Below are 24,591 nucleotides of genomic sequence, written 5' to 3'. Positions count from 1 at the left end.
CGCTTTTGGCTCCCTGTAATAGCGTGGTTGAGACGCTTTGTTTATATAATAAAATTATCGTAAATAAATAGAGTATATACAATAATTTTATAGTGTCAAATAAAATTAAGGGATATTAACGCTTATATAGCAACATTTTTTTATTGAAACCACTACCATAATGCGGTAGTTTTCATATGAAAGAGGTGAGCATATGGAAACTTTTGGCGCCCGCTTGAGTCGCCTGCGCAGGGAAAAAGGCTTAAAACGTCACGATATCGCGGAACCGTTAGGCGTGGACGCCGAGACGATCGCGCGTTATGAGAGAGAGGAACGGGAGCCCAAGGTGAGCGACGCCGTCACGATCGCGAATATACTTGGTGTTTCCATAGAGTATCTCTCTACGGGCATAGCTTCTCCGCAGACACACTCTGTTTACGCGTACGGCGTCAGCGACAGGATTATCGTCCCCGTGCTGTCCAGCAACGATTCATATAACCTCATCCCCTCGGCGGATCTCATCGCAGCAAGCACCGAACACATAATCATGCCCAAGGCGCTCATCGGCAATGTGCAGCCGCATAGCCAGCCTTTTGCTATTGTTACACGCGATAAGTCTTTCGAAAAATTCGCCATACGCGAGGGGAGCTACGTGGTGATAAACCCCGCTGAACGTGTCGCCAATTTTGACATAGCCCTTGTTTTTTATAAGGGGAAGCTGACGTTGAAGCGGCCGCAGTATACAAGACACGGAGCCCTTTATCTCTTCCCAGGGAATAACAGCGACGCTATCTATGTTTCCGCCGATGACGCCGCCGATATCAACGAATTCAAGATCATCGGCAAGGCTGTCGCGTATCAGTTCGAAGAAACGAAAAAGATCTACCATAACATATAGCCTCCCGCCCGCATGGTGCGAGGGAAGGCTGTGCATGTTCGGCTTCTGCCTTATATCAGCTTCCGCGGTCTTCCTACCGGTTTTTTCTTTTCTCCCGTCAGTATTTCGCCGGCGTATATCGCGGCGTGTTCGTAGAAGGGGGCCAGGGTCTGGCGGAAGGGATGTTCCCCGCGCCAGAATGGGAAGTCGTTCATCACGTCCAGCGCGGCGGCGCGGCGCTGGACGTCCGGCTCCGCGCGTTCGAAGGAGAATTCTCCGCCGCCGTACCAGTTTTCGTCCGCCGGCGGCACCTCTTCGCGAACGGGCGCGCCCGTCTCCGCCTCCGCTTCGGCGCCGCCCGACAGTTCGCCGGCTGACTCCCATTCGTACTCCGCGCCGGCCTCTGCGATTTCGTCGTCCGGGGCGTTCTCAAGGGTCAGCAGGCTTATCAGCGATTCTTTATCGAGGCCACGCAGTTTGAGCAGCAGGAAGGGGTCGTCCTCCAGCTCTTCGCCGAGTATCAGGAGCACCGCGATTATGTGTTTGCAGGGAGTGGCGTCGTCCGGGCAGGTGCATTTGAAGCGGCGCAGCGTCTCCCTCGCGGGAAAGAGCGGCGTCCCCGCCTCTTTAAAGATCGCCTCGATCTCCTCCGGCATCTCTCCCGCAAGCAGCTTCGCGGCGAGCGCGGCGCTTTCCCCAAAGCGGAAGAGTATCAGCTCGCGCGCCTCCTGCGAGAGGGTCTCGAATCCGAAGCGTATCTGGTAAGGCGTCTTGCGCGAACCCTGGACGAAGGCCGTCACCAGCCCCGGCTCTATGTGGATGTTGACGACCTGTCCCTTGCGGGCGTAGCTCTTGCCGCGCGCGAGCCGCCCGGAGTCGATGCACTGTTCCATGATCTCGACCCAGCGGCGCGACCACCAGTTTGAACCGTAGGCGTGGCCGCGCGCGGTGCGCGATTTGATGCCGCACTTTGTCTCGCGCGGCTTTTTGTATTTAAAGAATTTTTCTTCACGTTCAAATGAAGCCGTCATAGGTTATCCACCGCCTCTTTCTCCAGCGAGAACAGCTCGTGCAGGTCGCTGTCGCTCAACTCCGAAAGCCAGCTCTCTCCGGTGCCGACGAGCATTTCGGCGAGATCCCGCTTCGCCTCGATCAGCGATTCGATCTTTTCTTCCAGCGTGCCGCGGCAGCAGAAGTAGTGTACCTGCACGTTGTTTTGCTGTCCGATACGGTAGGCGCGGTCGACCGCCTGCTGTTCGACCGCGGGGTTCCACCAGCGGTCGAACATGACGACGTGGTTCGCGCGCGTAAGGTTCAGCCCGGTGCCTCCGGCTTTGAGCGAGAGGACGAAGAAGGGCGGCCCGTCTTCCTCTTCCTGGAAGCGGCGCACCATCTCGTCGCGCTTCTCGCGCGGCACGCCGCCGTGCAGGAAGAGCGCCTCGCGGCCGAAGGTCTCCTGGAGGTATTTTTTCAGCAGCTCGCCCATTTCGGCGTATTGCGTGAAGATGAGCGCGCGGTCTCCGGAGGCCAGCATCTCCTCCGCGATCTCCGCGAGGCGCGCGAGCTTTCCCGAGCGGTTGTCGATCTCGGACTTGTCTTTCAAGTATAAGAGCGGGTGGTCGCAGATCTGCTTCAGCGCGGTTATCGCGCCGAGCACCATCCCTTTGCGCTTTATGCCCTCCGTGCCCTCGAGTTCGCGCTCAAGCGAGGAGGTGACGGCGCTGTAGAGCGTCGCCTGTTCGCGTGAGAGCGGGCAGAATTCTTTGCTTTCTATCTTCTCCGGCAGGTCGCTTATTATCTCTTTGTCGGTCTTGAGGCGGCGCAGGATGAAGGGGGCGGTCATCCGCCGGACCTTGTCCATCGCCTTCTTTTCCCCCGCCTGCACGGGGCGCAGTATCTCGCGCGAGAAGCGCGCGCGGTTCGGCATGAGGCCGGGCATGAGGAATTCCATGATAGACCACATGTCGCCGACATGGTTTTCCACCGGGGTACCGGTGAGCGCGATGTGCCAGTCGGCGCGGACGGCCCGCGCGGCGCGGGACTGGCAGGTGTCGGGGTTCTTGATGTTCTGTGCCTCGTCAAGGATTATCCCCGCCCATTCTATCTTCGCGAAGAGCGAATTATCGCGGTAGAGCAGTGAATATGAGGAGATGACCAGCGTTTCCGCGAGGGCTTCGTCGGTGAAGAGGTTCTTTTTGTTCCGCTTCATGCCGTGGTGTATGAGGGTCTTCGTCCCCGGCACGAAACGTTCCGTCTCACGCCGCCAGTTTTCCATTACGGAGGTGGGGCAGATGAGCAGGATGGGGCGGCGTTCGCCGAGGATGCGCAGGTTTTTTATGAGGGCCAGGGTCTGGACGGTCTTGCCCAGCCCCATGTCGTCGGCTAGGCAGGCGCCCATGCCGAGGCGCACAAGGCGCGCCAGCCAGGCCAGTCCCTTCGCCTGATAGGGGCGCAGCCGCCCGGCGAATCCTTCGGGAGCCGCCATTTCCTCAAGCGGTTCAGCGCCGAGAAGCAGCGAACGAACGTTCGCGAGCCAGGGCGAGCCCGTCACATCGGAGAGCGGCGCCTCCATATGTTCCTGCCGCAGCGACGAGAGCAGCGCCTCTTTGCGTTCGATTTTGCCGGGAAGTTTTTTGAGCGCCGTCGTGATCTTCTCCACCTCGTCGCGGTAGAGGATGACCCAGCGGCCGCGTATATTGGTGAGCGGCGTCTTGAGTTCCGTCAGCATCGCCAGTTCGTCGGCGGTGAGGAGGTCGTCGCCAAGGGCCACGGACCAATCGACATCGAGCATGTCGGAGAGATGCAGTTGGCCGCCCGGAGCGAAGGCATTCCCATCGTGAAGGGCCGCGCGCACCGAGAGGCGCGGGCGGTCGGATATCTGCCCCCAGGTCGAGGGGAACTGTACCTGTATGCCCTGATCCATTATCGAGGTCAGGTGATTCTGCAAAAAGTCGAATAAATTATCGAGCGAGAGGACGCACTCGCAGGGATAGGAAACTTCCAGGCTCTTCGCGATGTAGGGCACGCGCGTCGCGAGGTGTCCCAGTATCTGCAGCATGTACCGGCGGGGGTTCGTCTGCGTATGATCAAACCAGCCGCGTTCGGTCTCCGTCGGGCTCCATACCCGTTCGGCCGGGATTATCAGGCTCGGGTCCTGTGTCGACTGCAGATGCCACGAGAGTATCCAGTCCCGTTCCCCCTCGCCGATCGGCTCCTCAAGGCGCATGAAGAGTCGCCACGGCTGCGCGGTGACGGCCTTCAGCGAGTCAGCCCAGGCGCGTATCTGCGGGTAGAGCGACGCCATCTCCTCGTTCCACTTTACGAGAGGCGCCTTCTGCCAGATCAGTGAGCGCAGCCATATCTCGTGCGGGTTGCCGGCGTTGACCCGGCGGCCGCGGTCGGTCCCGCCTAGCTGTGAGGAGCGGATGAGCATATCGGTCATGCACTCGAGGAGCCGCATCGCTCCGGTACGCTTCGGGCAGGGCGCCGCCGGCGGGCCGTCCGTCGAGAAGGCGCAAAGGACCGGCGGCATCGCGGCCGCGTAGGCGGAGAATTCGTCCTGGTATTTCGCGAGGATCATCGGCCTCCATTGCGAGACGAAGCTGTCTCCGCGGGGCTCCATGTCGGGGATATAGGCTCCGCGCTGCACAAGCGCCGCGGAATATTCCAGGGCGCGGCACATGAATTTAAAGTCGTCGGCAAATAAAAGCCCGGGGAAGGAAAGGCGCTCGCCGCTCTCGCGGATTATCCGCAGCAGTTGTGTGAACTCCGTGAAGCTAAGGGCGACGGCATCCACATAAAAGGCGGAGAGGGCCGGAGGTTCGCCGGAGTCGGGGACCTCCCCCAGTATCGGGCTCGAAGGCAGCGGGGTTTTCCCGCGCGCCGGGATGAGGAGCGAAGCCGTAAATGATTCGTCGGCCGGCGTCCTGCGCCCGTGGCGCACGCCGCACTCCCGGAGCGCGGCGCGAAGCTGCTGCGGCTTCGCGCTCCACGGCAGCATATTGCCGCCCGCTCTTTCCCGGTTCCGCAGCTTTTTATTTTCAAAGGAGCTTTCGCCCCACAGATAAATTTGGTCCTGTTCAAATGCCGTATGGAGAATTAACATAAAAAAACCTCGTTTATTGCCTTCATAGCCTTAAAAATTCAGGCGGGGACGGCAAAAGCCGCGCCCGCCCCGCGTATCATTCAAAACAACTGCCGCCAATAAACTCCCTCAAAACGGAGAGATTCGGCACGTCGTCCGATGGGATGACCGGAACATATTCAAGAAACGACAAAAGGCGCGTCGCTTCGCCGTAGACGGGGGAATCCTCTTTTACTGTTTTGAGAAGCGGCGTGACGTATCCCTTCAGCACCGGCACCTCATAGGCGAGCGAGGTGTTGAAAAGGGTATCGGCATATTCCTGATAGGGGAATATATGGCGGTGCGAACCGCGCACCACCGAGGGCCACTGCATCAGCGTAGCCTCCGCCGAGTGCCCGCGCGTCCGCGCGTCGCGCACGAGGCGGCGCAGCAGCCGCGTGTCCGTCGTACCGATGCGGTTGTGGAAATCGATGTTGGTCCCTGTGAGCGGACAGATAAAGATCCTATATTTTTTATCCGCCGGAACGCTCGCCGTGAGCTTTTCGTTGAGCCCGTGGATGCCTTCGATGACGAGCAGCTCGTCGGGCGAGATGCGCATCTTATAACCCTTTGTGCGCTTTCCGGTGAGGAAGTCGAACTTGGGGATATCCACCTCGCGGCCGGCGAGAAGAGCCGTGATATGTTCATTGACGAGTTCCAGGTCGAGCGCCTCCAGCGCCTCGAAGTCAGGTTTTCCCTCCCGGTCGAGCGGCGTGTGCTCGCGGTCCACAAAATAATTGTCAAGCTCGAGAGTGGCGGATTTTATCCCGGAGGAGAGCAGTTGTACGCGCAGCCGCCGCGACGAGGTCGTCTTGCCGGAACTGGAGGGGCCGGCGAGGCAGAGGAGCCTCACCTCGGGGCGCGCCTCGATCTGCGCCGATGTGTTGCTGAGCAGTTTTGTGTGCAGCGCTTCGCAGACCATTATCATGTCCCTTGAGCGGCCGTCTGTCACCTGCCGGTGGATACCAGCCATCGTGCTCATATGGAGGTTTTTAAGCCAGTCGGTGTGGCTGTCGATGAGCTTGAAGAGCCGCGGCGATTCGACGAAAGCCATCGTCTTCGTAGGGTCGGCAAAGGTCGGCCCGGATAGGAAGATGCCCCCGTTATAATGGCGCAGCTCAAATGTGGGCGTGATCGCCGCGCAGTCTGCGAGCGCGCCGCCGAAGAAATCATATACGCCGCAGCAGTTGTAAACGATGACGGGATCGCTGCCGGCGAAGAGGAGCAGCTGCTCCTTGTCTTCATAGTTCTGGGCGTGCATCACGGCGCGCGCGACGTCTATCGGGAAGGACTCGCGTGTTATCGGCACGCCTTCGTCCACCATGCGGCGCATCTCCGCCTCGAGCTCGCGGCAGATATCCTCCGTGATCTCACCGTCGGGGGATTCATAATAGTACGAATATGACATGGACTGCGTCAGGCTAAGGCGCATTCCTCTGATCCGGGTGGCCGCGGAGGTGAGCAGGAAAGATAGCGTGCGGATGTAGACCTCTATGCCTTCGATGCTGTCCGTCGTAATGAATTCGACAAAGGAGTCCATCACGATCTCCCAGGAGAGCGGACGCTGCACCCTGTTGACCCGACAGGCGACGACATTTTCCCTCTTAGGAAAATTTATCATTTCCATAGCGTCGCGCGCGGTCACAGGCCCCTCGCAGACTAGCGGATCTCCGTCCTTGAATTTTATCTCCATGCTCAAACTATTTCCTCCATTTACCAACAAATTATCGGACATTAGGCTTCATCTAAGCATTTTAACATAACCGCGGCGGAAGCGCACCCTCCTCCGCGTTTTTTGATCGCCAGGAAAGAACTTTCACGCGAGGCTGAAATTTTCCTCAAGTGAAGAATAAATAGCGATTTATCTTGTCATGCCGGCACTGGTACTCCGTCGCCCCGGGCTTGACCCGGGGCCAAGCGGCTCTATGTTTTTGCTCCACCAGCGCATGTAAAACCAACGCCACTTGGCTCCGGCTCGGAGGCCGGAGCGACGGGAGGGCAGAGCGCTAAATCGCTGTTTATCTTCCCTCCCAATCGAGTAAATCGGCGTTTAGACGTGCGAGTTGCTAAATAAAATGGGGGCTCCGATACCGGAGCCGTATTTGTATACGGCGAGGATTCGGAGCCCCCGTTTTATGACGCAAATCGCGCTTATAAACGCCGATTTACCTAGTGGATAGTGACCTTCTCCATAACCACTTTCTTAAGCGGCCTGTCCATCGAATCGGTCGGGAGCTTGCCGATCTTTTCCACGACGTCCATACCCGCCGTCACATGTCCGAAGATGGCATGTTTGCCGTCAAGCCAGGGCGTCGGCACGAGTGTGATGAAGAACTGCGAACCGCCGGTATTGGGGCCGGCGTTGGCCATGGAGAGTATCCCCGGTTTGTCATGCTTGAGGCCCTTGCCGAATTCGTCGGGGATGTTGTAGCCGGGGCCGCCTGTGCCGTTGCCCTTCGGGCAGCCGCCCTGGATCATGAACTGATCGATGACGCGGTGGAAGGAGAGGCCGTTGTAGTAGCCCTTCTGCGCGAGGTCGACGAAGTTTTTCACCGTCTTCGGCGCGAGATCGTTGAAGAGTTCGATCTTGAATGTGCCGTAGTTCGTCTCGAAGGTAGCGACCTGACGTTTAGGCGCGGCTTCCGCGGCGTCCGCCGCCTCCGCCTGCTTCGCCGCGAAGGGGAACATTACCGCCGCCGCCACCATTGCGCTGAGTGCCAATATTTTCATCATTGTAATCCTCCGTCTCATTTTTAGATCTGACTTGGCAATTTTACCATAACTTTTTATATAAACTTGATTTCTACCCTGCACTCTTTGAGGAAGCCGATCGGCATGTAGGACATCTTCGCCGCGCGCAGGCCGGGATCGTTCATGTCTTCCTCCCGGTTGACGATCTCAAGTTCCGGATGGAGCCCGATGATGTGTGAAAGGAACTCCCTGTTTATCACCTGATATGCCGCGCCGTATTCGAGGCTCGCCTTCTCATAATGGACGACGAGCATATCTCCGGCGAGCTCGCCGATCGTGTAGGCGACGATCTGATCCTTGATCTTGATCACGCCGCCGCAGAGGTTCGGTATGCGGTTCCAGTTCTGCAATATCTTCTGGATAGCGTGATTTTCCTGCATCAGTCCGGCAGTCGTGCCGCAGTGGTTCACCTGGCACCACGAATACTGAAAGTCCACCACCTCCGGCAGCAGCCCGTCGGTCATCGGTTCGTAGACGTAGTCGTAGTTCTTTCTGAACTGGTTGACGCGGTTGCGCTTCTTCATATATTTGTTTCCCGCAAGCGTCGCCAGCTCCCGTATGTTGTAGAGGTACTCCCATGTCCCGCGGTCGTCCACAACCTCGACGTTCGCCTTGCCGGCAAGTTCGGAGCACCATATCTCCGCGAGCTTTTCCGGAACGAGGAAAAACTCCATTTCGTCCCCGTAGCGTTCGCGCAGTATCCGCGGCCAGTCGTCCCGCCGCCAGTTTCCGACCGGCGCGAGGTCGGCGAGCCCCACTTTGCTTTGGTGCAGCCAATACAGGTCCGTGCTCTCGTCATAGGCGAGCTTCGTGCCGAAGTCCGCGCCCAGGCTCCATATAACCGGGAAACAATAGTCCGAGGTGCGCTGTTCGCACATGTTCCAATGCGCGATATATCTGGGCGCCTCTTCCAGTGTTATCTCCTGAAAATTTAAATCCAAGCAAATTACCTCCGAGGTATTATTGACCTTTCTTAGATGTTATCGCAAACTATTACAAATGTCTTAGATAAGAATATACTTTTTCTTCCAAAACTGCCATAGCAAAAAAGCATATATCTGATAGAATTTTATTAAATGCGCAAGTACGCGCAGGGCATTATGACGATTATATTAAGGAAGGCATAAATAAATGGAAAACGAAGATAAGATGAGCGGCGAAAACATCAAATGTCCTGATATGGTCCCGGAGGAACAGAAGGGGATGACCGAAGAGGAACGCGAGTGGAGCGTGAAGAGCCCTCCGCGGCCCAGGGTCCCCAGATATGTCTTTGTAACTATCGCGCTGATCCTGCTCATCGCCTTTGGCGGAGGCAGCTGGTGGTACTACAGAAAGAACGTGCTTCCCGAAAAATATTATCTCCGCGCCACGGCGCTGATGAAAGAGAAGGAGTACGCCAGGGCCGAGGAGCTCTACCGCCGGATAATGAAGATCCGCCCCGAGAGGCGCGACGTCCTCTACAACATCGCCTACTGCAAAGAGGAGACGGGGGACACGGCCGAGGCGATAAGGTACTATGAGGAACACCTAAAAACGGCCAAGAACGACGCCAAGGCGATGACGCGCCTCGGCTGGCTCTATATGAAGGGCGGCGAGTATGAACGGGCGCTCCGGTGGCTCAAAGAGGCGGCTTCCCGTGACAAAAAGAACGACGAGCTGTGGCGGCTCACCGCCGGCGCGGCGGTGAAGGCGGGCGACGGCGAAGAGGCGGCAAAGGCCTGGGCGCATATCGCGACGCTATACAAGGAACCCGATAAGATAATGGAGTGCGGTAAGGAGCTGCTCGCGCTCAAGGACTACCGCCGCGCGATCGACGTATACGTCCTCGCGGCGAAAGCCGCCCCCGGCGACAACCGCCCGCTGCACGGCATGAACGCCGCCAAGGCGATGCTCGGCCTGCCTACGGAGGCTAAATTCGTCATCCTGCCGGGAAAGTCGCTCGGCCTGATAAAACTTGACGCCTCCAAAGAGGAGGTCAAGGAAGAGATGGGCGGCAAGAGCCCCGACGCCAAGATATTCGGCCACGTCGGAGGCAAGTCGATGATGGCCGACCATCCCGTCGAGATCTGGTTATACAACAAAGACGACCCTCAGCGCGAACTGCGCGTGATATTCATCGCCGGCAAGGTCAACGAAATAGAGACAGCCTCGCCGCTCTACAGGACGGAAGAGGGGCTGGGGCTTTCAAACTTCCTGCTCGCGAAAAACGCCGATAAGTTAAAATGGCGCAAAGAGGCGCGCAACAGCGCGCTGCTCTGCCTCGCGAAGGGCGGAGGGCTCACCTTCTTCGCCTCCGGCCTGAACGAGAACGGTACGGAGGCGGCGGACAAGCGTCTGCGCGTACATCACGGAGAGGTCAGCATAGACAACGTCGACGGTTTTTCGCTGATGCGGCTCGGCGGCAGATAAAAGACGGCTTGTGAGGACGGCCCTTTCGCTTTTTACTATGCTATACTCTTCCGTGTCAAGGAAGGGTTAGATATATATGGGACAGACAGAACAGGCTCTTGAAGTTTTAAAAAAGGTATTTGGCTACGGTTCCTTCAGAAAGGGACAGCAGGAGATAATCGAGGCCGTCACCTCGGGGCGCGACGCGCTCGGCATCATGCCGACGGGCGCGGGAAAATCCCTCTGCTATCAGATCCCCGCAATTCTCAGCGGCGGCATCGCCGTCATCATCTCCCCCCTGATATCGCTCATGAAAGACCAGGTGGACTCCCTGATACAGAACGGAGTCAGCGCCGCTTCGATAAACAGCGCCATGGACTGGGAAAGCGCGTCCGACATCTTCCGCGGCGTGCGCCAGGGACAGGTGCGCCTGCTCTACGTCGCGCCGGAGCGGCTTGAGGGCGCGGGCTTCGCGGAGTTCCTGCGCTCCATAGAGATCGGCCTCGTCGTCGTCGACGAGGCGCACTGCGTCTCCCAGTGGGGACATGACTTCCGTCCGTCGTATCTCAACATCGCCCCCGTGATCGCCTCGCTGCCCAAACGCCCCACCGTCGCCGCCTTCACGGCGACCGCCACCCCCGAGGTACGCGACGACATCATCTCACAGCTCGCGCTGCGGGAGCCCTTCACGCTGACGACGGGGTTCGACCGTGAAAACCTGTTTTTCCACGTCGAGCATCCCGCCGACAAGAACGCCGCGCTGATGCAGTATATCCGGCAGTTTCCCGACGTATCCGGCATCGTCTACGCCTCGACGCGTAAAAATGTCGAGACAATATGCGAACGGCTGCGCGGGCACGGGATAAGCGCCGTCCGCTACCACGCCGGGCTCTCCGACGAAGAACGGCGGCGGAACCAGGAGTCCTTCATCTATGACCGCGCCGCCGTAATGGTCGCGACCAACGCCTTCGGCATGGGCATCGACAAATCAAACGTGCGCTATGTCATCCACTACAACATGCCCTCGAACCTCGACGCCTATTACCAGGAGGCGGGAAGGGCCGGGCGCGACGGACTGCCCGCCGACTGCGTACTCTTCTATGGCTCGAAGGATATCATGACGGCGCGCTTCTTCATCGCGCAGAGCCCGGAAGAGACGCGCGCGGCCTCTTACCGCAAGCTGCAGGCGATGGTCGATTACTGCCATACGAACGACTGCCTGCGCGGCTATATCCTTAAATATTTCGGCGAAAGCGGCGTTCCCGAGAAATGCAGCGCCTGCGGCAACTGCACGAATGAGATAGAACGGGTCGATATCACGCTTGACGCGCAGAAGATCCTCTCCTGCGTCTACCGCATGGCACAGGCCAGCGGCGGCGGCAAATACGGCACCGTGATGCTCGTGAACGTGCTGCGGGGCTCGAAGCGCGAAGAGGTGCGGCGGCTCGGCTTTGATAAGATATCGACCTGGGGGCTGCTCAAGGAGCATAGCGCCCAGAACGTGCGCGAGATGATCAACTTCCTCATCTCGGAGAATTACCTGCGGATGGAAAACAGCGATTTCCCCGTGCTCTCATTCACGGAGCGCACGATGCCCTTCCTGCGCGACGCGACGCCCCTCATCATGCGCCGCACCGAAGAGCGGGCCCAAAAGGAGGAGCGCCTTAAGAAAAGGGCGAAGAACGTCGAGATCGTCCGCAGCGAACTATTTGAGGAGCTCCGCGCGCTGCGCCGCGCCATCGCCTCGGAAGAGGGCGTTCCCCCCTACGTCGTCTTCACCGACAGGACGCTTTCAGCCATCTGCGACATGCTGCCGACGGACGAGCAAACCTTCCTCGAAGTTCCGGGCGTAGGCGCCGCAAAGCTCGAACGCTACGGAGAGGCCTTCATCGACGCCGTCAACGACTGGAAGGGCCGTCAGGGGTAAAAAGTTACCCCACCAGCCGCACGCGTCCTTATCACCGGGGCCGTTCGTAGATACTTCTTACCGCTTTTTCGGTCAGCTTCAGCGGATTGTTGCCGATAAGGCGTTTCTCCTTCATCGCGGAGGCATCCGGAAATTAAAGGGACGGTTCCGCATCTCCTCCGCCGGGTCGCCGCTTATCTGCCGACCAGCGCCGGCACGCCGTCCACATCTTTAAGTACCGGCACCGTGGAGCTTGCGTCGACCTCGCCGCAGAAGAAGAGGTCGTTGTCAAAGCCGAGCCCCGACAGGATCTTTCCGTGCGTCGATTCCTGACATACCGCCGTGATATCCGGGCCGAAGCTGTGCCAGAGCGCCATCGCCGACATCGCGCCGTCGGTGAGCTCCATCTCTTCCGCGCCGTTAGCGGGGGCGAGTGCCAGCAGTTTCTCCACCAGCATCCCCGCGCAGACCGTATCCTCAAGCGAAAATTCGCCGTTGCGTCCGGCGCAGACGATCCCGATATTTTTCCCCGAACAAATGGCGTCCCAGCAGACCGCCTCCGCGTTGCGCGCGCAGCCCGCGAGCACGCGCCCGCAGCCGTCGGCGGCACGCATCAGCGCGCGCGTCCCGTTTGAGGTGGTGATGATCGCAAATTCCGGAACGCCGGCGTCAAGCAGCTCAAGCGGTGAATTTCCGAAATCAAAGCCCGGAGCCGGCAGGCCGCCGCGTTCTCCCATGATCTTCCATTCCTCGCCAAGCCGTTCTTTCATCCTGAACGCCTCATCCACGTCTCTCAGCGGAACGAGCACATTGCCGCCGCCGTCGAAAAAGGTAGTGATCTGTGTGGTCGCGCGCAGGAGGTCGACGACTACCCGCACATCATGCTCCTTCAAAACCTCGCTGGGAAGAAACGCAACATCAAATATGTATTTCAACTGACCAATCCTCCGCCATTTTTATCGATAATATCAATCAATGCAAAGCACCAATAAAAGATTATAATAGAAACGCAAAAATAAGACAGAGGAGGGAATAGTTTATTATGAAAATGTTGATCGCAGTGGATTTCAGCCCCGTCGGCCGTGAGGCGGCCTTTAACGGCTATCATTACGCGCAGAGGCTGGGGGCGGACGTAACCTTCCTTCACATTGTTCCCGCGATGGCCTCTCCGCTCGAGGGCTATAACATGCATTTTTACATCACGCCGGATGCCCGCAAAACGGAGGAGAAGGTCAGAGAGGCGGCCTCCCAGGAGGTCAACAAGCTGACAGACGAAATCAAGGCAAAGTATGGCGCTCTGCCTGACGGCCATAAATACGACATCCGCGTAAACGTGGCGGACAACCCCGGAAGCGAGATCGTGCGCGTCGCCGACAGTGACCGCTATGACATCATCGTGATCGGAAACAAGGGCTACACGACGCTCGAACGCGTGATCCTCGGCAGCACCGCGCTGAAGGTCGTAAATCAGGCGAAGTGTTCGGTTTTTCTCTATCGCCACATGTAAATCGGCGTTTAGACGCGCCGTCTGCGTCATAACTTCGGGGTCTGGCGTCCTGCGGCAAACGCACCCGCATGCTGCGGCAATATGGATAATTTGAAAGAGTTCCCCGCCAATGGCGGGGAACATTGCCTTGCAATCGCCGTATTAATATACGGCTCCGGGCGCAGACCCCAAAGTTATTTAGCATCCGGCACGTCTGGTGAACAAATTAAGCGATTCACACAAAACGCAAAACCGGCGTTTTGGTTCACTGCTTATAAACGCCGATTTCCTTCGGGCGGGGAAAAGATAAACTGCGATTTACGCGATTGGGAGTGGAAGATAAACCGCGGTTTTTAGATGATCAGTTTGCCTTTTTTGTTTGCCGCCGCGTCGAGCTGGTTCAGCACGTTGGCGCCGGCGACCTCGATCTTCGGTTTCTTGGAGGCCTCTTCGCGGGCGTATTCCTGAAGCTTCTTTTCGTAATCGGCCATCGACTGCTTGATGCCGTCTACATCGCCCTTGATCCACTGGAGGACGCCGTCCGTGATCGTCTTGTACATCGCGTCGTCGGGCTCGGACTGTATCACGCCAAGCTCCTTGAGCATACGGTACTCCTCTTTGACGGAGTCGAGAATATCCTCGTCCGTAAGAATGCCCTTCTTATAGAGGACCCTGTTTATGATATTCTGCTTTGTCTTGCTGTTCTCGTCGCTCGCGGAGAGAGATTCAACGCGCTGAAGGAGCATTGAGATGATCTCTTCGAGGCTTATCTGCATAGGTGCCGCCATTTCTATTCCTCCTGCCAAAATAATTTCCACAATACATTTTATCACAGCATGCAATACCTTAATTGGCGAAAGATATAAATTCTTTATAGTAAAACGGCGGGTTGTAAAAGATGACTGGTAATAGTAAATAAAAACGGTAAATCGGATATAATAGGCCGTAGTAAGTGAGTTCAGCGAGGAGAATAGAAATGGAATACAGGATCGATCAAATAAAATGGAAACATCTCTACAGGAAGGCGCAGCTTTTGTTCTTCTCCGAGTGGAAGACCATGCTGATATCCATGGCCGCCATCGTCATCTACGCGGTGGGCGTCGTCGGATTTACCATACCATATAAATTTGCCGACCAGGGCGTCATGGGCATCGCGGTGCTGCTTAAATACACTCTGGGGTTCAACCCCGCCTATGTCCTGCTGATATTGAATATCATCCTGCTGATATGGGGCGCGAAAACACTCTCCAAGCGCTTCCTTATATGGACGGTCATCAACGCTTTCGTGCTTTCGGCGGTACTCGATCTGCTCCAGACCATCAGCTTCCCGATGATGGACGACATCTTCCTTGTCGCGGTGGCCGGCGGCGTGATCAAAGGACTCGGCATCGGCCTGCTCTACCGTGAGGGCATCAGCGCCGGCGGCCTCGATATCGCGATCACCGTGCTTAAAAAACGCTACGGCATGGAGGTGGGGCGGCTCAGCTTCTACTTCAACATGGTCATCCTCGCCGTTTCCTTCAGCGTCATCGGCCTGGAAAAGGTGATGTACGGATTTATCTCCTGCTACATCTGCGGCATGACGATGGACAGCGTACTTGCCTCTTTCGACAAGCGCCGCCTCGTCTTCATCGTCGCCTCCAACACCGACGCCGTAGTTGAATTCATCAACAGAAAGCTTGGCCGCGGCTGCACGCTGCTGTCAAGCGAGGGAGGCTACAAGCGCCGCGACGGCTTCACGATAATGTGCCTGCTGATGCCGCGGCAGGTGGTTGAGCTCAAACGTTTCCTCGCCGAACATTTCCCCGGCTCGTTCATGGTCGTCACCGAAGCCAACGAAGTGGTCGGCAAGGGGTTTAAGCGCTGGCGCAACATCTGATAAATCGGCGTTTATACGCACGACTAACTTCATAACCGAGGGCCTGCCAATGCTCACCGCACACTAGTGCGCCTCCGCTTGGCAGGCCCTCGGTTATTTCGTTATTCGCACGTCTAAACGCCGATTTACGCGATTGCGGGGAAAGATAAACCGCGATTTATCTTGTCATGCCGGGCTTGACCCGGCATCCAGTGGCTTCAGGTTTGTTCCAACATCGATTGTAAAGCAAAAACCAACGCCACCCGGCTCCGGCTCGGAGGCCGGAGCGACGGAAGGGCGCTAAATCGCTGTTTATTTTCCCCTCGCCAGACGTAGATCGGCGTTTAGGCTTGCGCGGGCGCCGGATCGGTCTGTGAAATGTTATAATCATACAGTTATATATCTGTGATCTGGAGGCTTTGTGATGATTCGACTGAGATTTGAACCGCGTCTTTACAATCCCCCTTGGGTGAACGTCCTCATTCCCGTCGCGGCGGTCATCTTCGGGCTTTTCGCGGGCGGGGTGCTTTTTGCATGTCTTGGCGTGGACCCGCTGCGGGCCTATCAAGAGGTGATCAAAGGGGCGCTCGGAAGCAGCTACGGACTCAGCGAGATCGTCACCAAGGCCATACCGCTCACTCTGACGGCGCTCGGAGGTTTGATCTGCTACAAAATGCTTATCTGGAACATCGGCGGGGAGGGGCAGCTATGTCTCGGGGCCATCGCCACCGTCGCCGTCGTCCGTTATTTCTTTGTTGACAATTGGGCCGTCATGTTCGTGATGATGTCCGCCGCCGGAGCCGTTGCCGGCGGACTGTGGTGCATGCTCGCCGGCTTTCTGCGCGCGCGGTGGAATGTCAATGAGACGATCACGACGCTGATGCTCAACTATATCGGCATAAACCTCAGCGAGTATTTCATCTACGGCCCGTGGAAAGACCCGATGAGTATGGGCTTTCCCTTCACGCCTAACTTTCCCGAGGCGGCGCGCCTCTGGATATTTGGCAATACGCGCATCCACGGCGGTATTTTTATCGCCCTCGCCGTCGCGCTGGTCTTTCAGGTCATATTGAAGCGCAGCAAGTGGGGTTACGAGATATCCGTGATCGGAGAAAACCCGCGCGCGGCGCGTTACGCCGGCATAAATATCTCAAGGAACATCCTCCTCGTCACCTTTATCGGCGGCGCGGTGGCGGGGCTTGCGGGAATGAGCGAAATGGCGGGGCTGTACGGGCGCATGAGCCGCGGTTTTTCGATGGGCTACGGATACACCGGTATCCTCGTCGCCTGGCTCGCGCGGCTCTCTCCGATCTATGTGCCGCTTGTCGCCTTCCTCATGGGCGTGCTGCTCGTCGGCGGCGATACGCTGCAGGTGGTCATGGGACTGCCGCTGGCGAGCCTCCAGATATTGCAGGGGCTGATACTGTTTTCCGTGCTTGCCGCCGAGACCCTTTCGCGCTTTAAGATATCGATGGTCCATGTTGAAAAGGAGAGCTCCGCTCTTGACGGCGGGAGGGGGAAAGCGTAATGGAATTTCTGACAGTGGTGCTTGCGGCGGCGGTGAGAAGCGGGACCCCGGTGCTTTACGCCTCTCTCGGAGAGGTCGTTTCGGAGCGGGCGGGCGTAATGAATCTTGGGCTTGAGGGCATCATGCTCGTCGGCGCCTACGCCGGTTTTGCCGTGACGATGGCAACGGGCGATCCCTGGTTCGGCATCGCCGCCTCTTTCGCGGCGGGCTGCGCGATAACGCTGATACACGCCTTCCTTTGTATAACGCTGATGTGTAATCAGGTCGTGAGCGGCCTCGCGATGGTGCTTACCGGTTACGGCCTCTCCGCCCTCATGGGGCGCTCGGCGATAGGGCAGACGATACAGGGCATGAAACAGATGAATTTGCCGCTGCTCGCGGACATTCCTTTTATCGGGCCGATATTCTTCCAGCATAACGCGATGGTCTACCTCTCATACATCCTCGTAGTGTTTCTCTGCTGGTTCATCTTTTTTACACGCCCGGGGCTCAACCTGCGCGCCGTGGGGGAGAACCCGCGCGCGGCTGACGCGATGGGGCTCTCCGTCACGAAGCTGCGCTATTTTTACTGCGTCTTCGGCGGCGGGCTGGCCGGCGTCGGCGGCGGGTATCTCTCCGTGGTCTATGCCCAGATGTGGATAGAGGGGATGACAGCCGGACGCGGCTGGATCGCTGTGGCCCTCGTGATCTTCGGCCTTTGGAATCCGGCGCGCGCGGCGCTGGGAGCCTACCTCTTCGGAGGCGTCGAGGCGCTGCAGCTGCGGCTGCAGGCGATGGGCTCCACAATTTCGACCTCTTTGCTTATGACGTTGCCGTACATTATGACTATAATCGTACTTACGATCGTCTCTGTCAGGGCCGGCAAGGGGCGGCTCCTGGGCGCTCCGGCGGCGCTGGGGGTCCCGTTCAGAAGGGAAGACAGGGAATAGAGGGCGCGGGATCATCCGCGCCGGACGGGCGGACGAGCCATACGGCGCGCTTGTTTTGCGTTCATCAGATATCTGATTAGCAATAACATAGGAGTAAAACGATGCTGTCAAAATATGCGCAGGAAATTTCGGAATACCTGAGCTCGATGATGGGCCGCAGCATAATCATCACGGACATCAACGGGATCATAATCGGCTCTCCGGCGAAGGAGAGGATAGGGGACTTCCACCCCTCGTCTATCCCTTGCGTAAAATATAAGAAGATGAGCTTCGACGACGCGAAGGCGGCCAAGGAGCTTGGAGTGTGGTACCCCGGGTCGACGGTGCCGCTGTTTTATAACGGCAGGGTGATAGGCACCGCCGCGATAGCCGGCGAGCCGGAGGTCGTAATGCAGTTCTCGCTGCTTGTGAAGAACCAGATAGAGAGCATGCTGCGCGAGAAGATACTCTCCCCGTCGCTGAGCTCTCCGCAGAAGAAGATAAACGAGCTCGTCCGCGATATCGGCGTGTTTGATCCGAACCGTGACGATCACGCCCTGCTCACCAAGCGCGCCGAACAGTTCGGCATAGAGCTCGATCAGCCGCACGGCGTGATCGCGGTCTTCTTTTCAAACTTCCGCGGCCTCGGCCTGGAAAAAAACCCGGTGAAGATATCCTATGAGAGTTATTCCGATCCGATAGAGGACGAGATAGATTACTCCTCGATGCACGGGCGCGTCATCGTACTGCTGCGGGAGATTTTCCCCGATCCGCAGAACATCATTGCGAGCGTGGCGCGGGATCGTTTTGTCGTGATACGGCCCTGCGACATCGATGAAAAACATCTTGAAGAGGATATCGAGGCTTCGTGCGAATCCGCGGGGGAGATATACAACAAGCTGAAGGATGCCTCTCTCGAAACGATAATCGGCGTGGGGCATCCCGCGCACAACCTCTTTGAATTGCCCAACGCCTACCGCAACGCCTGGGACGTCGTCGGCATTGCCGAAAAGCTGTCCATGCCTCCGGGAGCCTACACCTTCGACAGGCTGCTGCTGGAGGAGATGCTTATTTCAGTAAAGCCTCATTTTTCACTGCGCTTCATTGAAAAGAGGCTCGCCGCGCTTGGCGGCGACGGTGACGCTCACGACCTGCTTGATACGTTCAAGGTTTATTGCGAGTCCTTTTTCAGTAAGCAGCAGGCCGCCGAAAAGCTCCACCTTCACAGAAACACGCTCTCCTACCGTTTGCAGAAGATAGAAGAGCGGCTCGGCATCTCGATGCAGGATTTTAAGCAGGTGATGGCCTATTACCTCGCGCTTTATATGAAAGAGCTGGGCAACCGCGGCGGCAGCCGCTGATCTTTGCGGCCGGTATAATGGTTATGAAAGAGCCAGGCCGTGCGAAAGCACGGCCTGGCTCTTCTGTCGGTTGGGAGGAGCGATCTGTTTATTTGGTGCTGTCGGATATCCTCTTCATCTCTTTGCGGAATTCGTCCATCAGCTCTTTGCCCTTTGACTGATCGAGCTGGCCCCATGTCGCCGCGAAGGCGTCCATGAGCGGGCGAAGCTGCTCTGTCGTGTATGTGTGGACCTTGATGCCCTTTTTCCTCATCAGTTCGAGGAATTTTTTGTCATTCGCCTCTGCGTTCTTTATTGAGAGGGCCGTCTGTTTGTTGACCGCCGCCTGAAGGACTTTTTTGTCGTCGTTCGAGAGTTTGTCCCAGACCTTGGCGCTGATCATGATGCCGAGGCATTCCGTGTTTTTGTTGAGGTTGTACCAGTGCTTGATTACGTCGCCGAGCGCCGTGTAGGCCGCGACTATCGAGTATCCGGTGTCGCCGTCGCAGACTCCTGTCTGCATCGACTGGTAGACGTCCGCGAAGGGGATGGAGATCGTGCGGTACTTTGACCCTTCAAGAGCCGTCTTGAAGACGTCCATGTTCGGTATGCGGAGCAGCACGCCGTGGTCTACCTTCGGGTTGAGCGGATCTCTCATCTCTTTCACCGTGCCCATGCCGACCATGCCCTCAAGGTACATCCCGAGAAGTTTGACGCCGAGCGCCTTGTTGAACTCGTCCATCTTTTTGAAGAACCAGCCGTTGGGGGCGTATACTTTCGCGACCTGAGCGTAGCTGCCTGTGTAGCCGTGGACATAGATGAGGTCCATTCTGCTGTCAAACTGGCTGGGGAAGGAGATCGCCGCCATTTCGATGGTGCCGCGGACGAGCTCCTCATACACAAGGGAATAGTCGCCCAACTGATTTGCGGGGAATACTTTGATCTGGATACGCCCGTTGGTATTTTTCTCAACCTCTTTCGCGATGTCCCTCATCGAAACGGTCGCGAAGTGATCGGGCGGGTTCTGCCCGGCAAACTTGAGGACCAGCGGAGCGGCCTGAGCGCTCCGTGCCCCGCAAAGCAGCAGTACCAAGACGGCCAGCGCGAACGGTGAAGCTAAAAACTTAAAAAAACCTCTGTGTAGCATAATGAATCTCCCCTTTTGTATGTATGGATTTGCAAAACCTTATAAAACGCGTTTCTTTGCGGCGGCGGTACGCTCCGGCAGCAGCCGCAGGTCCGTTACCACCGTCACGCCCATCCCCTCAAGCTCCCCGCTCACATCCACCGGGGTGGTGCCCTCCGCGGTGTTTTGGTTGAGCACTCCGCCCATGCAGACGGGGACCTTGTAGTCCTCCTCCTCCATTTCGTCGAGAAGGTTGCGCGCGTATTCCAGCGCCATGCCGTTGTGGGTGCTGATGAACACCATTTCCGCCCTGTGCTTTGCCGCTTCGGAGACGACCTCGTCGGGGTTGCGCTCGGCGCCGATATTGTCCACCAGCGCCCCCGCCGCCGTAAGCAGCCGGTCGATGAGGAGCAGGCCGTGCTCGTGCACGTCCGTCGAGGCGAGCAGCACCTTTATGCCCGATAGCTTTTCGCGGACCTCGCCGCTTTCGTAGTGCGGCCGCCAGGTGTCGACCTGTTCCAGCGTCCGCGTGAAGATGTCGTTGGGGATCGGTTCGCCGCCCGCGGAGGTCTTCTCTTTGTCTCTCGCGCCGGGGTTGAGTTCGTCCTCAAAGGCCCGCGGGCCGATTTTTTTGAGGATATAAAGCAGTTGTACCGCGTCCCTCGTATCCACGCCGCAGTCGGCGAAGAAGTCGAGCGCGTTTTTAAAAATGCCTTTGCCCTTGGCGCAGATCGAGGCGGCGAAAGATCTGCTCGCCGTAAAGTCAAAGTGCGGGTGCATGCGCCTGGCGATACGCTCCATCTCGCGCGCCCACTGCTGTATTTCGCAGATCTCTTCGAGCGACGGCGCGCGCAGCGCCTCGGTGAAAGGCACCGGCATCAGTCCGTGGCCAGTTGGGCATTCTAGCTGGGCCATTATATCCCATATCAGGTATTCGGCCGCCAGCGAGCGGTTCTCCTCCGGCACGCTGCTCGCGGAGATCGTGTCGCCGTAGAACATCGAGCCGATGCAGTCGTGATCGTGTATCTCGTCGAGCGCGAAGACCCAACCCGTGCGTTTGATCGGGTCGGAGACCAGTCCGCCGACGCAGTGGGCGAGCTTGGCTCCGAGAAGATCCTCGACGATGTATCTTTCGAGATAGGCCCAGGCCGCGCTCGTCGCGCAGTCGAGGAAAAGCGCCCCAAAGCCGTCGTCGAGATAGGAGTGCATCAGCGTCCCCTTCTCTCTCAACGCTCCCATAATGCCGATCGCTTTGACGGTCTCGACCGTCGTGATATCGGTCCGCTTCCACATCGGCGCTTCGTGGGCGAAGAACTGCGAAAGATTCCCGACCGTCGTCACGCCGGCGCGGAGCGCCGCCATCGCGTTTACCGTCGAGGCGGGAAAGCCGATGATGAAGTCTCCCATGTGCGGCTGGATCGGCGCGGCCTGCCCCACCTGCCGCCAGTCCCCCTCGGTCTCAAGGTACGGCCCCGTTTCCTGCGGCGCGGACTTTCTCAGTTCCGGCGGCAGCGACATGCGGCGGTCGAGGCAAATACCGGCGCGGTCGAGTACGAAACCGTTTTTTTCGGCGAAATCATATACTTCGCCCAGGGCAATCACCGTCTCATTCCATGTGTTCATGCCGATGTGGGCGTGATACATGATGCGCCCCTCTTTGACGCACCTGCGCTTATATTCAAGTTCCGACGAAACGTCATATTTATCCATAAATTTGGTGCGGCCAATGTTTATCTCCGCGGCAAGCCTGTGTGATTCGTCCGTTACATCCTTGGCCTTTGGGAGCGGCGTTTCCTTCAATATATCGGCAATGCGGTCTTTTAGTGAAATTATCATTTTTAATGCCTCCAAATTGTACGTGGCCTGCAACCTGTAGCCCATACTTTATATCCATTTTTCCGTAACGTCATTGTAAAGAGTTGATGAAAGATTGATTTTTCTGGATTTTATTTTTGTGCATAATAAATAATTTTATAAACTTATTAAAGAAATTAAACAAAATGCCTTCCGCTTATTTATACATTATGCACAATCACCTTGCCGCTCAAAGTGATCGCCGCGAGCGACGAAAGGCATTTTTCTCTTCCGATATATTCATATTCCTCGCTGATCCCGGCCGAGACATCTTTAAACCCCATAAGCGCGGCCTGTTCGGTCAGATATTTTTCAAGCGCGGCGCGCGACCGCGAAAGGACGGACTCCAGATCCGAACCCTTTATCTGGCTTACGGGAAGAAAGGCGTAAAAATTACCGTCGAAGAAATTGTGCAGAATGGAGACGGTGCAGTCCAGCGAAAGCGAGCTTGAGGCCGCCCCGGCGGCGCTGGCGATCGCCGCATCGTCAGGCACCGAGCAGTTGTCTCCGCCGGCGAAGGCCGCGATCGGAGCGCCGACGCAGATGCGCCTCGCCTCTTTGCCGCTTTGCGCAAGCGCTTCACGCAGCCGTTCCGAAACCTCTTTGCGCACGAGCCTCGCGAATTCTATCGCCGACAGGCCCAACCTCTCGCCGTATTCATTTGAGGCACGGAGGCTTCTGCCGCTGCTTCCGACCCCCGCGATGCCGAGGGAGGCCAGAGCGTCGGTCGGCGTGTAGCCGCATTCTTCCCCCGCGGATGCCCGGCAGTAGGGTTGAACCCTCTCCGGGCCGATGGCAAGCCGCCCATCTTCGCCGATCTTGACCGAGCTGTCGCCGCCGAGAGCGATCGAGTTTATCTCAAGCGAAGGGATCATCGTACGATAATTGCCGATAGCGGCCCCCTCTTTTGAATAGAGAGCCTTTCCGTTCCTTACGACGCCGATGTCCGTAGAGGTCCCCCCCATATCGGCGATGACCGCGTCCTCGTTCTTGACGCCGCCGAGCAGCATCGCGCCGCGCATGCTGGCGGCGGGCCCAGAAAAGACAGTCTCCAGCGGGAACCGCGCGCACCACTGCCCGCAGACGAGCGAGCTGTCGCTGCGCAGGAACATCACGGGGCAGCGGAGGCCGTGGGAGGCCGCGCAGAATTCCACGCCGCCGATCAGGCGTTCCGTCACATCCATCAGCGATGAATTCAGGAAAGCAGTCACCGTGCGCTTTACCGAATTCAGCTTTGAGCGCGCCATCTCATGTCCGCAGGTGACGCCCGCGCACCCGGCGGCCTTTATGATGCCGGCGGCCTCCATCTCATGAAGTGGGTTGCGCGGCGAATACAGCGACGAAACGGCAAAATAGCCGCCGGAATTTTCTTTCGCGAACCGCAGCAAAGCTTCGCGGTCAAGAGCCTGGCGCTCCTTCCCCCAGCCGTTGTGGCCGCCGCGGGCCGAAAGCAGCGCCGCCGGAGAGACCTCCCGCAGTATTTCATCCTTTATGTGCGGAAAATCCTCGTAGCCGATGAGCGCCAGCGCCACGGGAGCGCCCTTGCCCTCCAGCAGCGCGTTGGTCGACAGAGTGGTGGAGATGTTGAGCGATATTATCTCCCCGGGAGAGGCGGACTGAAGCAGCCTGCCCACGGCGGTTTCGATCGAGCTCCTATAATCCGCGTGATCGGTGGAGGTCTTCACGGAGGATAAGATGCTCCGCGTCTCCGTATCGTAAAGCACCCCGTCCGTGTTGGTCCCGCCGACGTCGATGCCTATCGTCAGCCTCTTCAGCCTGGCTTCCTGTCCTTTCCGCATAGATACCCTCCGCAATAAAATTTAGACGCCGGCGCGCGGAACTAACGCCTGCGCGCCGCCGCAAGTATAAAAATCCTTTCTGGAACCTCACATGTCCTTCTTGGTTTTGCGGCGGCGGCTGTCTGCCCGTAAGATGCCGTCAAGCCTTTGAAAACCCCTATGTTCCGACCGCCTCTTTATTTTTGTTTGCCGCATGGCAGACCGCAAATAATGTATTTCAATCCGACGGATATGTCATTGGGATTGAGGCACAAAATCCCCCTCTATTCCGCTCCTTATATTGTATGCTTTGCACAATGGCTGATATTACATCGGACGGCATATGCCGCATATATAAAATCAGCAAACAAAAAGGCCGTTGGCGTATAAGTCCGTTACTCTATTTTCGTGGAAAAACATAGACTTATGGCGGACAAATGGCGTAGAATTATCTTGAGGGGAAACTACTCATCGGTATTTTTTCGGTATTTTGTAAAGGTGGTCGAATGATGAAGCAAATTTTTAAGAATAAAATTATTTTATACATGTTTTTGATCCTCCTTACGGTGACAAATTGGGCCGGGGCGGCAGACGCATCCGCAGGCTTGCCCCCGGAGGAAGTTTTAACTGTTCGCCAGGGCGAACAGGGGGCGGCGCACGCGGCAGACGCATCCGCGGGCTTGCCCCCG

The 24,591-nt window shown here is 57.5% G+C and carries 18 protein-coding genes; 8 read left to right on the top strand and 10 right to left on the bottom strand.

Annotated elements, in window-relative coordinates; genetic code table 11:
* Window positions 1-193 precede the first annotated feature (193 nt).
* The gene (locus CLOEV_RS15595) at window positions 194-877 is read left to right on the top strand and encodes a helix-turn-helix domain-containing protein (protein WP_051484789.1); all 684 of its coding nucleotides are present in this window, start codon (window positions 194-196) and stop codon (window positions 875-877) included.
* A gap of 50 nt (window positions 878-927) precedes the next feature.
* Here the strand turns inward: CLOEV_RS15595 and CLOEV_RS01030 are convergent, their stop codons facing one another.
* The 5 genes from CLOEV_RS01030 to CLOEV_RS01010 form a co-directional block, all read right to left on the bottom strand.
* A complete protein-coding gene (locus tag CLOEV_RS01030) occupies window positions 928-1,887 on the bottom strand; it encodes an SWIM zinc finger family protein (protein ID WP_034441382.1) in 960 nt (319 codons plus the stop codon).
* Window positions 1,884-4,961 carry a DEAD/DEAH box helicase gene (locus CLOEV_RS01025; protein ID WP_034441380.1) on the bottom strand — a complete coding sequence of 1,026 codons (3,078 nt, stop codon included), beginning with the start codon at window positions 4,959-4,961 and terminating at the stop codon, window positions 1,884-1,886. Before CLOEV_RS01025 ends, CLOEV_RS01030 begins: the two co-directional genes overlap by 4 nt.
* Window positions 4,962-5,037: 76 nt before the next feature.
* Window positions 5,038-6,672: a nucleoside kinase gene (locus CLOEV_RS01020; protein WP_232196850.1), complete on the bottom strand. Its 1,635-nt coding sequence runs from the start codon at window positions 6,670-6,672 to the stop codon at window positions 5,038-5,040.
* A gap of 476 nt (window positions 6,673-7,148) precedes the next feature.
* Window positions 7,149-7,712 carry a peptidylprolyl isomerase gene (locus CLOEV_RS01015; RefSeq protein WP_008709327.1) on the bottom strand — a complete coding sequence of 188 codons (564 nt, stop codon included), beginning with the start codon at window positions 7,710-7,712 and terminating at the stop codon, window positions 7,149-7,151.
* 53 nt (window positions 7,713-7,765) lie between these two features.
* Window positions 7,766-8,671 (bottom strand): DUF2156 domain-containing protein, encoded by a 906-nt coding sequence (locus tag CLOEV_RS01010; protein ID WP_008709326.1) that lies wholly within the window; start codon window positions 8,669-8,671, stop codon window positions 7,766-7,768.
* Between the two features lie 190 nt (window positions 8,672-8,861).
* Here CLOEV_RS01010 and CLOEV_RS01005 point away from each other — a divergent pair, with 190 nt between their 5' ends.
* The gene (locus CLOEV_RS01005) at window positions 8,862-10,139 is read left to right on the top strand and encodes a tetratricopeptide repeat protein (protein WP_034441375.1); all 1,278 of its coding nucleotides are present in this window, start codon (window positions 8,862-8,864) and stop codon (window positions 10,137-10,139) included.
* Between the two features lie 76 nt (window positions 10,140-10,215).
* Window positions 10,216-12,045, top strand: a complete 1,830-nt coding sequence (gene recQ / locus CLOEV_RS01000) for a DNA helicase RecQ (protein WP_034441374.1) — start codon at window positions 10,216-10,218, stop codon at window positions 12,043-12,045.
* A gap of 173 nt (window positions 12,046-12,218) precedes the next feature.
* Here recQ and CLOEV_RS00995 read toward each other — a convergent pair whose 3' ends face one another.
* Complete coding sequence (locus CLOEV_RS00995; protein WP_051484787.1) at window positions 12,219-12,959, bottom strand: 2-phosphosulfolactate phosphatase; 741 nt, start codon at window positions 12,957-12,959, stop codon at window positions 12,219-12,221.
* Window positions 12,960-13,066: 107 nt separating this feature from the next.
* Here CLOEV_RS00995 and CLOEV_RS00990 point away from each other — a divergent pair, with 107 nt between their 5' ends.
* Window positions 13,067-13,531 (top strand): universal stress protein, encoded by a 465-nt coding sequence (locus tag CLOEV_RS00990; RefSeq protein WP_034441373.1) that lies wholly within the window; start codon window positions 13,067-13,069, stop codon window positions 13,529-13,531.
* Window positions 13,532-13,863: 332 nt separating this feature from the next.
* On the opposite strand, the gene CLOEV_RS00985 is transcribed toward CLOEV_RS00990, so the two are convergent.
* Window positions 13,864-14,298, bottom strand: a complete 435-nt coding sequence (locus CLOEV_RS00985; protein WP_008709308.1) for a hypothetical protein — start codon at window positions 14,296-14,298, stop codon at window positions 13,864-13,866.
* Between the two features lie 188 nt (window positions 14,299-14,486).
* Here CLOEV_RS00985 and CLOEV_RS00980 point away from each other — a divergent pair, with 188 nt between their 5' ends.
* The 4 genes from CLOEV_RS00980 (at window position 14,487) to CLOEV_RS00965 (ending at window position 19,165) form a co-directional block, all read left to right on the top strand.
* Window positions 14,487-15,389, top strand: coding sequence for a YitT family protein (locus tag CLOEV_RS00980; RefSeq protein WP_008709305.1), 903 nt, complete (start codon window positions 14,487-14,489; stop codon window positions 15,387-15,389).
* Between the two features lie 403 nt (window positions 15,390-15,792).
* Window positions 15,793-16,896 carry an ABC transporter permease gene (locus CLOEV_RS00975; RefSeq protein ID WP_008709303.1) on the top strand — a complete coding sequence of 368 codons (1,104 nt, stop codon included), beginning with the start codon at window positions 15,793-15,795 and terminating at the stop codon, window positions 16,894-16,896.
* Window positions 16,896-17,825, top strand: a complete 930-nt coding sequence (locus CLOEV_RS00970; protein ID WP_008709301.1) for an ABC transporter permease — start codon at window positions 16,896-16,898, stop codon at window positions 17,823-17,825. Before CLOEV_RS00975 ends, CLOEV_RS00970 begins: the two co-directional genes overlap by 1 nt.
* Window positions 17,826-17,926: 101 nt before the next feature.
* Window positions 17,927-19,165 (top strand): sugar diacid recognition domain-containing protein, encoded by a 1,239-nt coding sequence (locus tag CLOEV_RS00965; protein WP_034441370.1) that lies wholly within the window; start codon window positions 17,927-17,929, stop codon window positions 19,163-19,165.
* 88 nt (window positions 19,166-19,253) lie between these two features.
* On the opposite strand, the gene dctP is transcribed toward CLOEV_RS00965, so the two are convergent.
* The 3 genes from dctP to CLOEV_RS15590 form a co-directional block, all read right to left on the bottom strand.
* Entirely contained in the window at window positions 19,254-20,291 is a 1,038-nt protein-coding gene (gene dctP, locus CLOEV_RS00960) for a TRAP transporter substrate-binding protein DctP (RefSeq protein WP_051484785.1), read from the bottom strand.
* 39 nt (window positions 20,292-20,330) lie between these two features.
* Window positions 20,331-22,106 carry a cobalamin-dependent protein gene (locus CLOEV_RS00955; RefSeq protein WP_034441367.1) on the bottom strand — a complete coding sequence of 592 codons (1,776 nt, stop codon included), beginning with the start codon at window positions 22,104-22,106 and terminating at the stop codon, window positions 20,331-20,333.
* A gap of 179 nt (window positions 22,107-22,285) precedes the next feature.
* A complete protein-coding gene (locus CLOEV_RS15590) occupies window positions 22,286-23,923 on the bottom strand; it encodes a hydantoinase/oxoprolinase family protein (protein WP_051484783.1) in 1,638 nt (545 codons plus the stop codon).
* Between the last annotated feature and the right edge of the window lie 668 nt (window positions 23,924-24,591).

Source organism: Cloacibacillus evryensis DSM 19522 (assembly GCF_000585335.1).
GTDB lineage: Bacteria > Synergistota > Synergistia > Synergistales > Synergistaceae > Cloacibacillus > Cloacibacillus evryensis.
The sequence above is the reverse complement of the archived record's forward strand: the minus strand, read 5'-3'. Positions and strand labels throughout refer to the sequence as shown.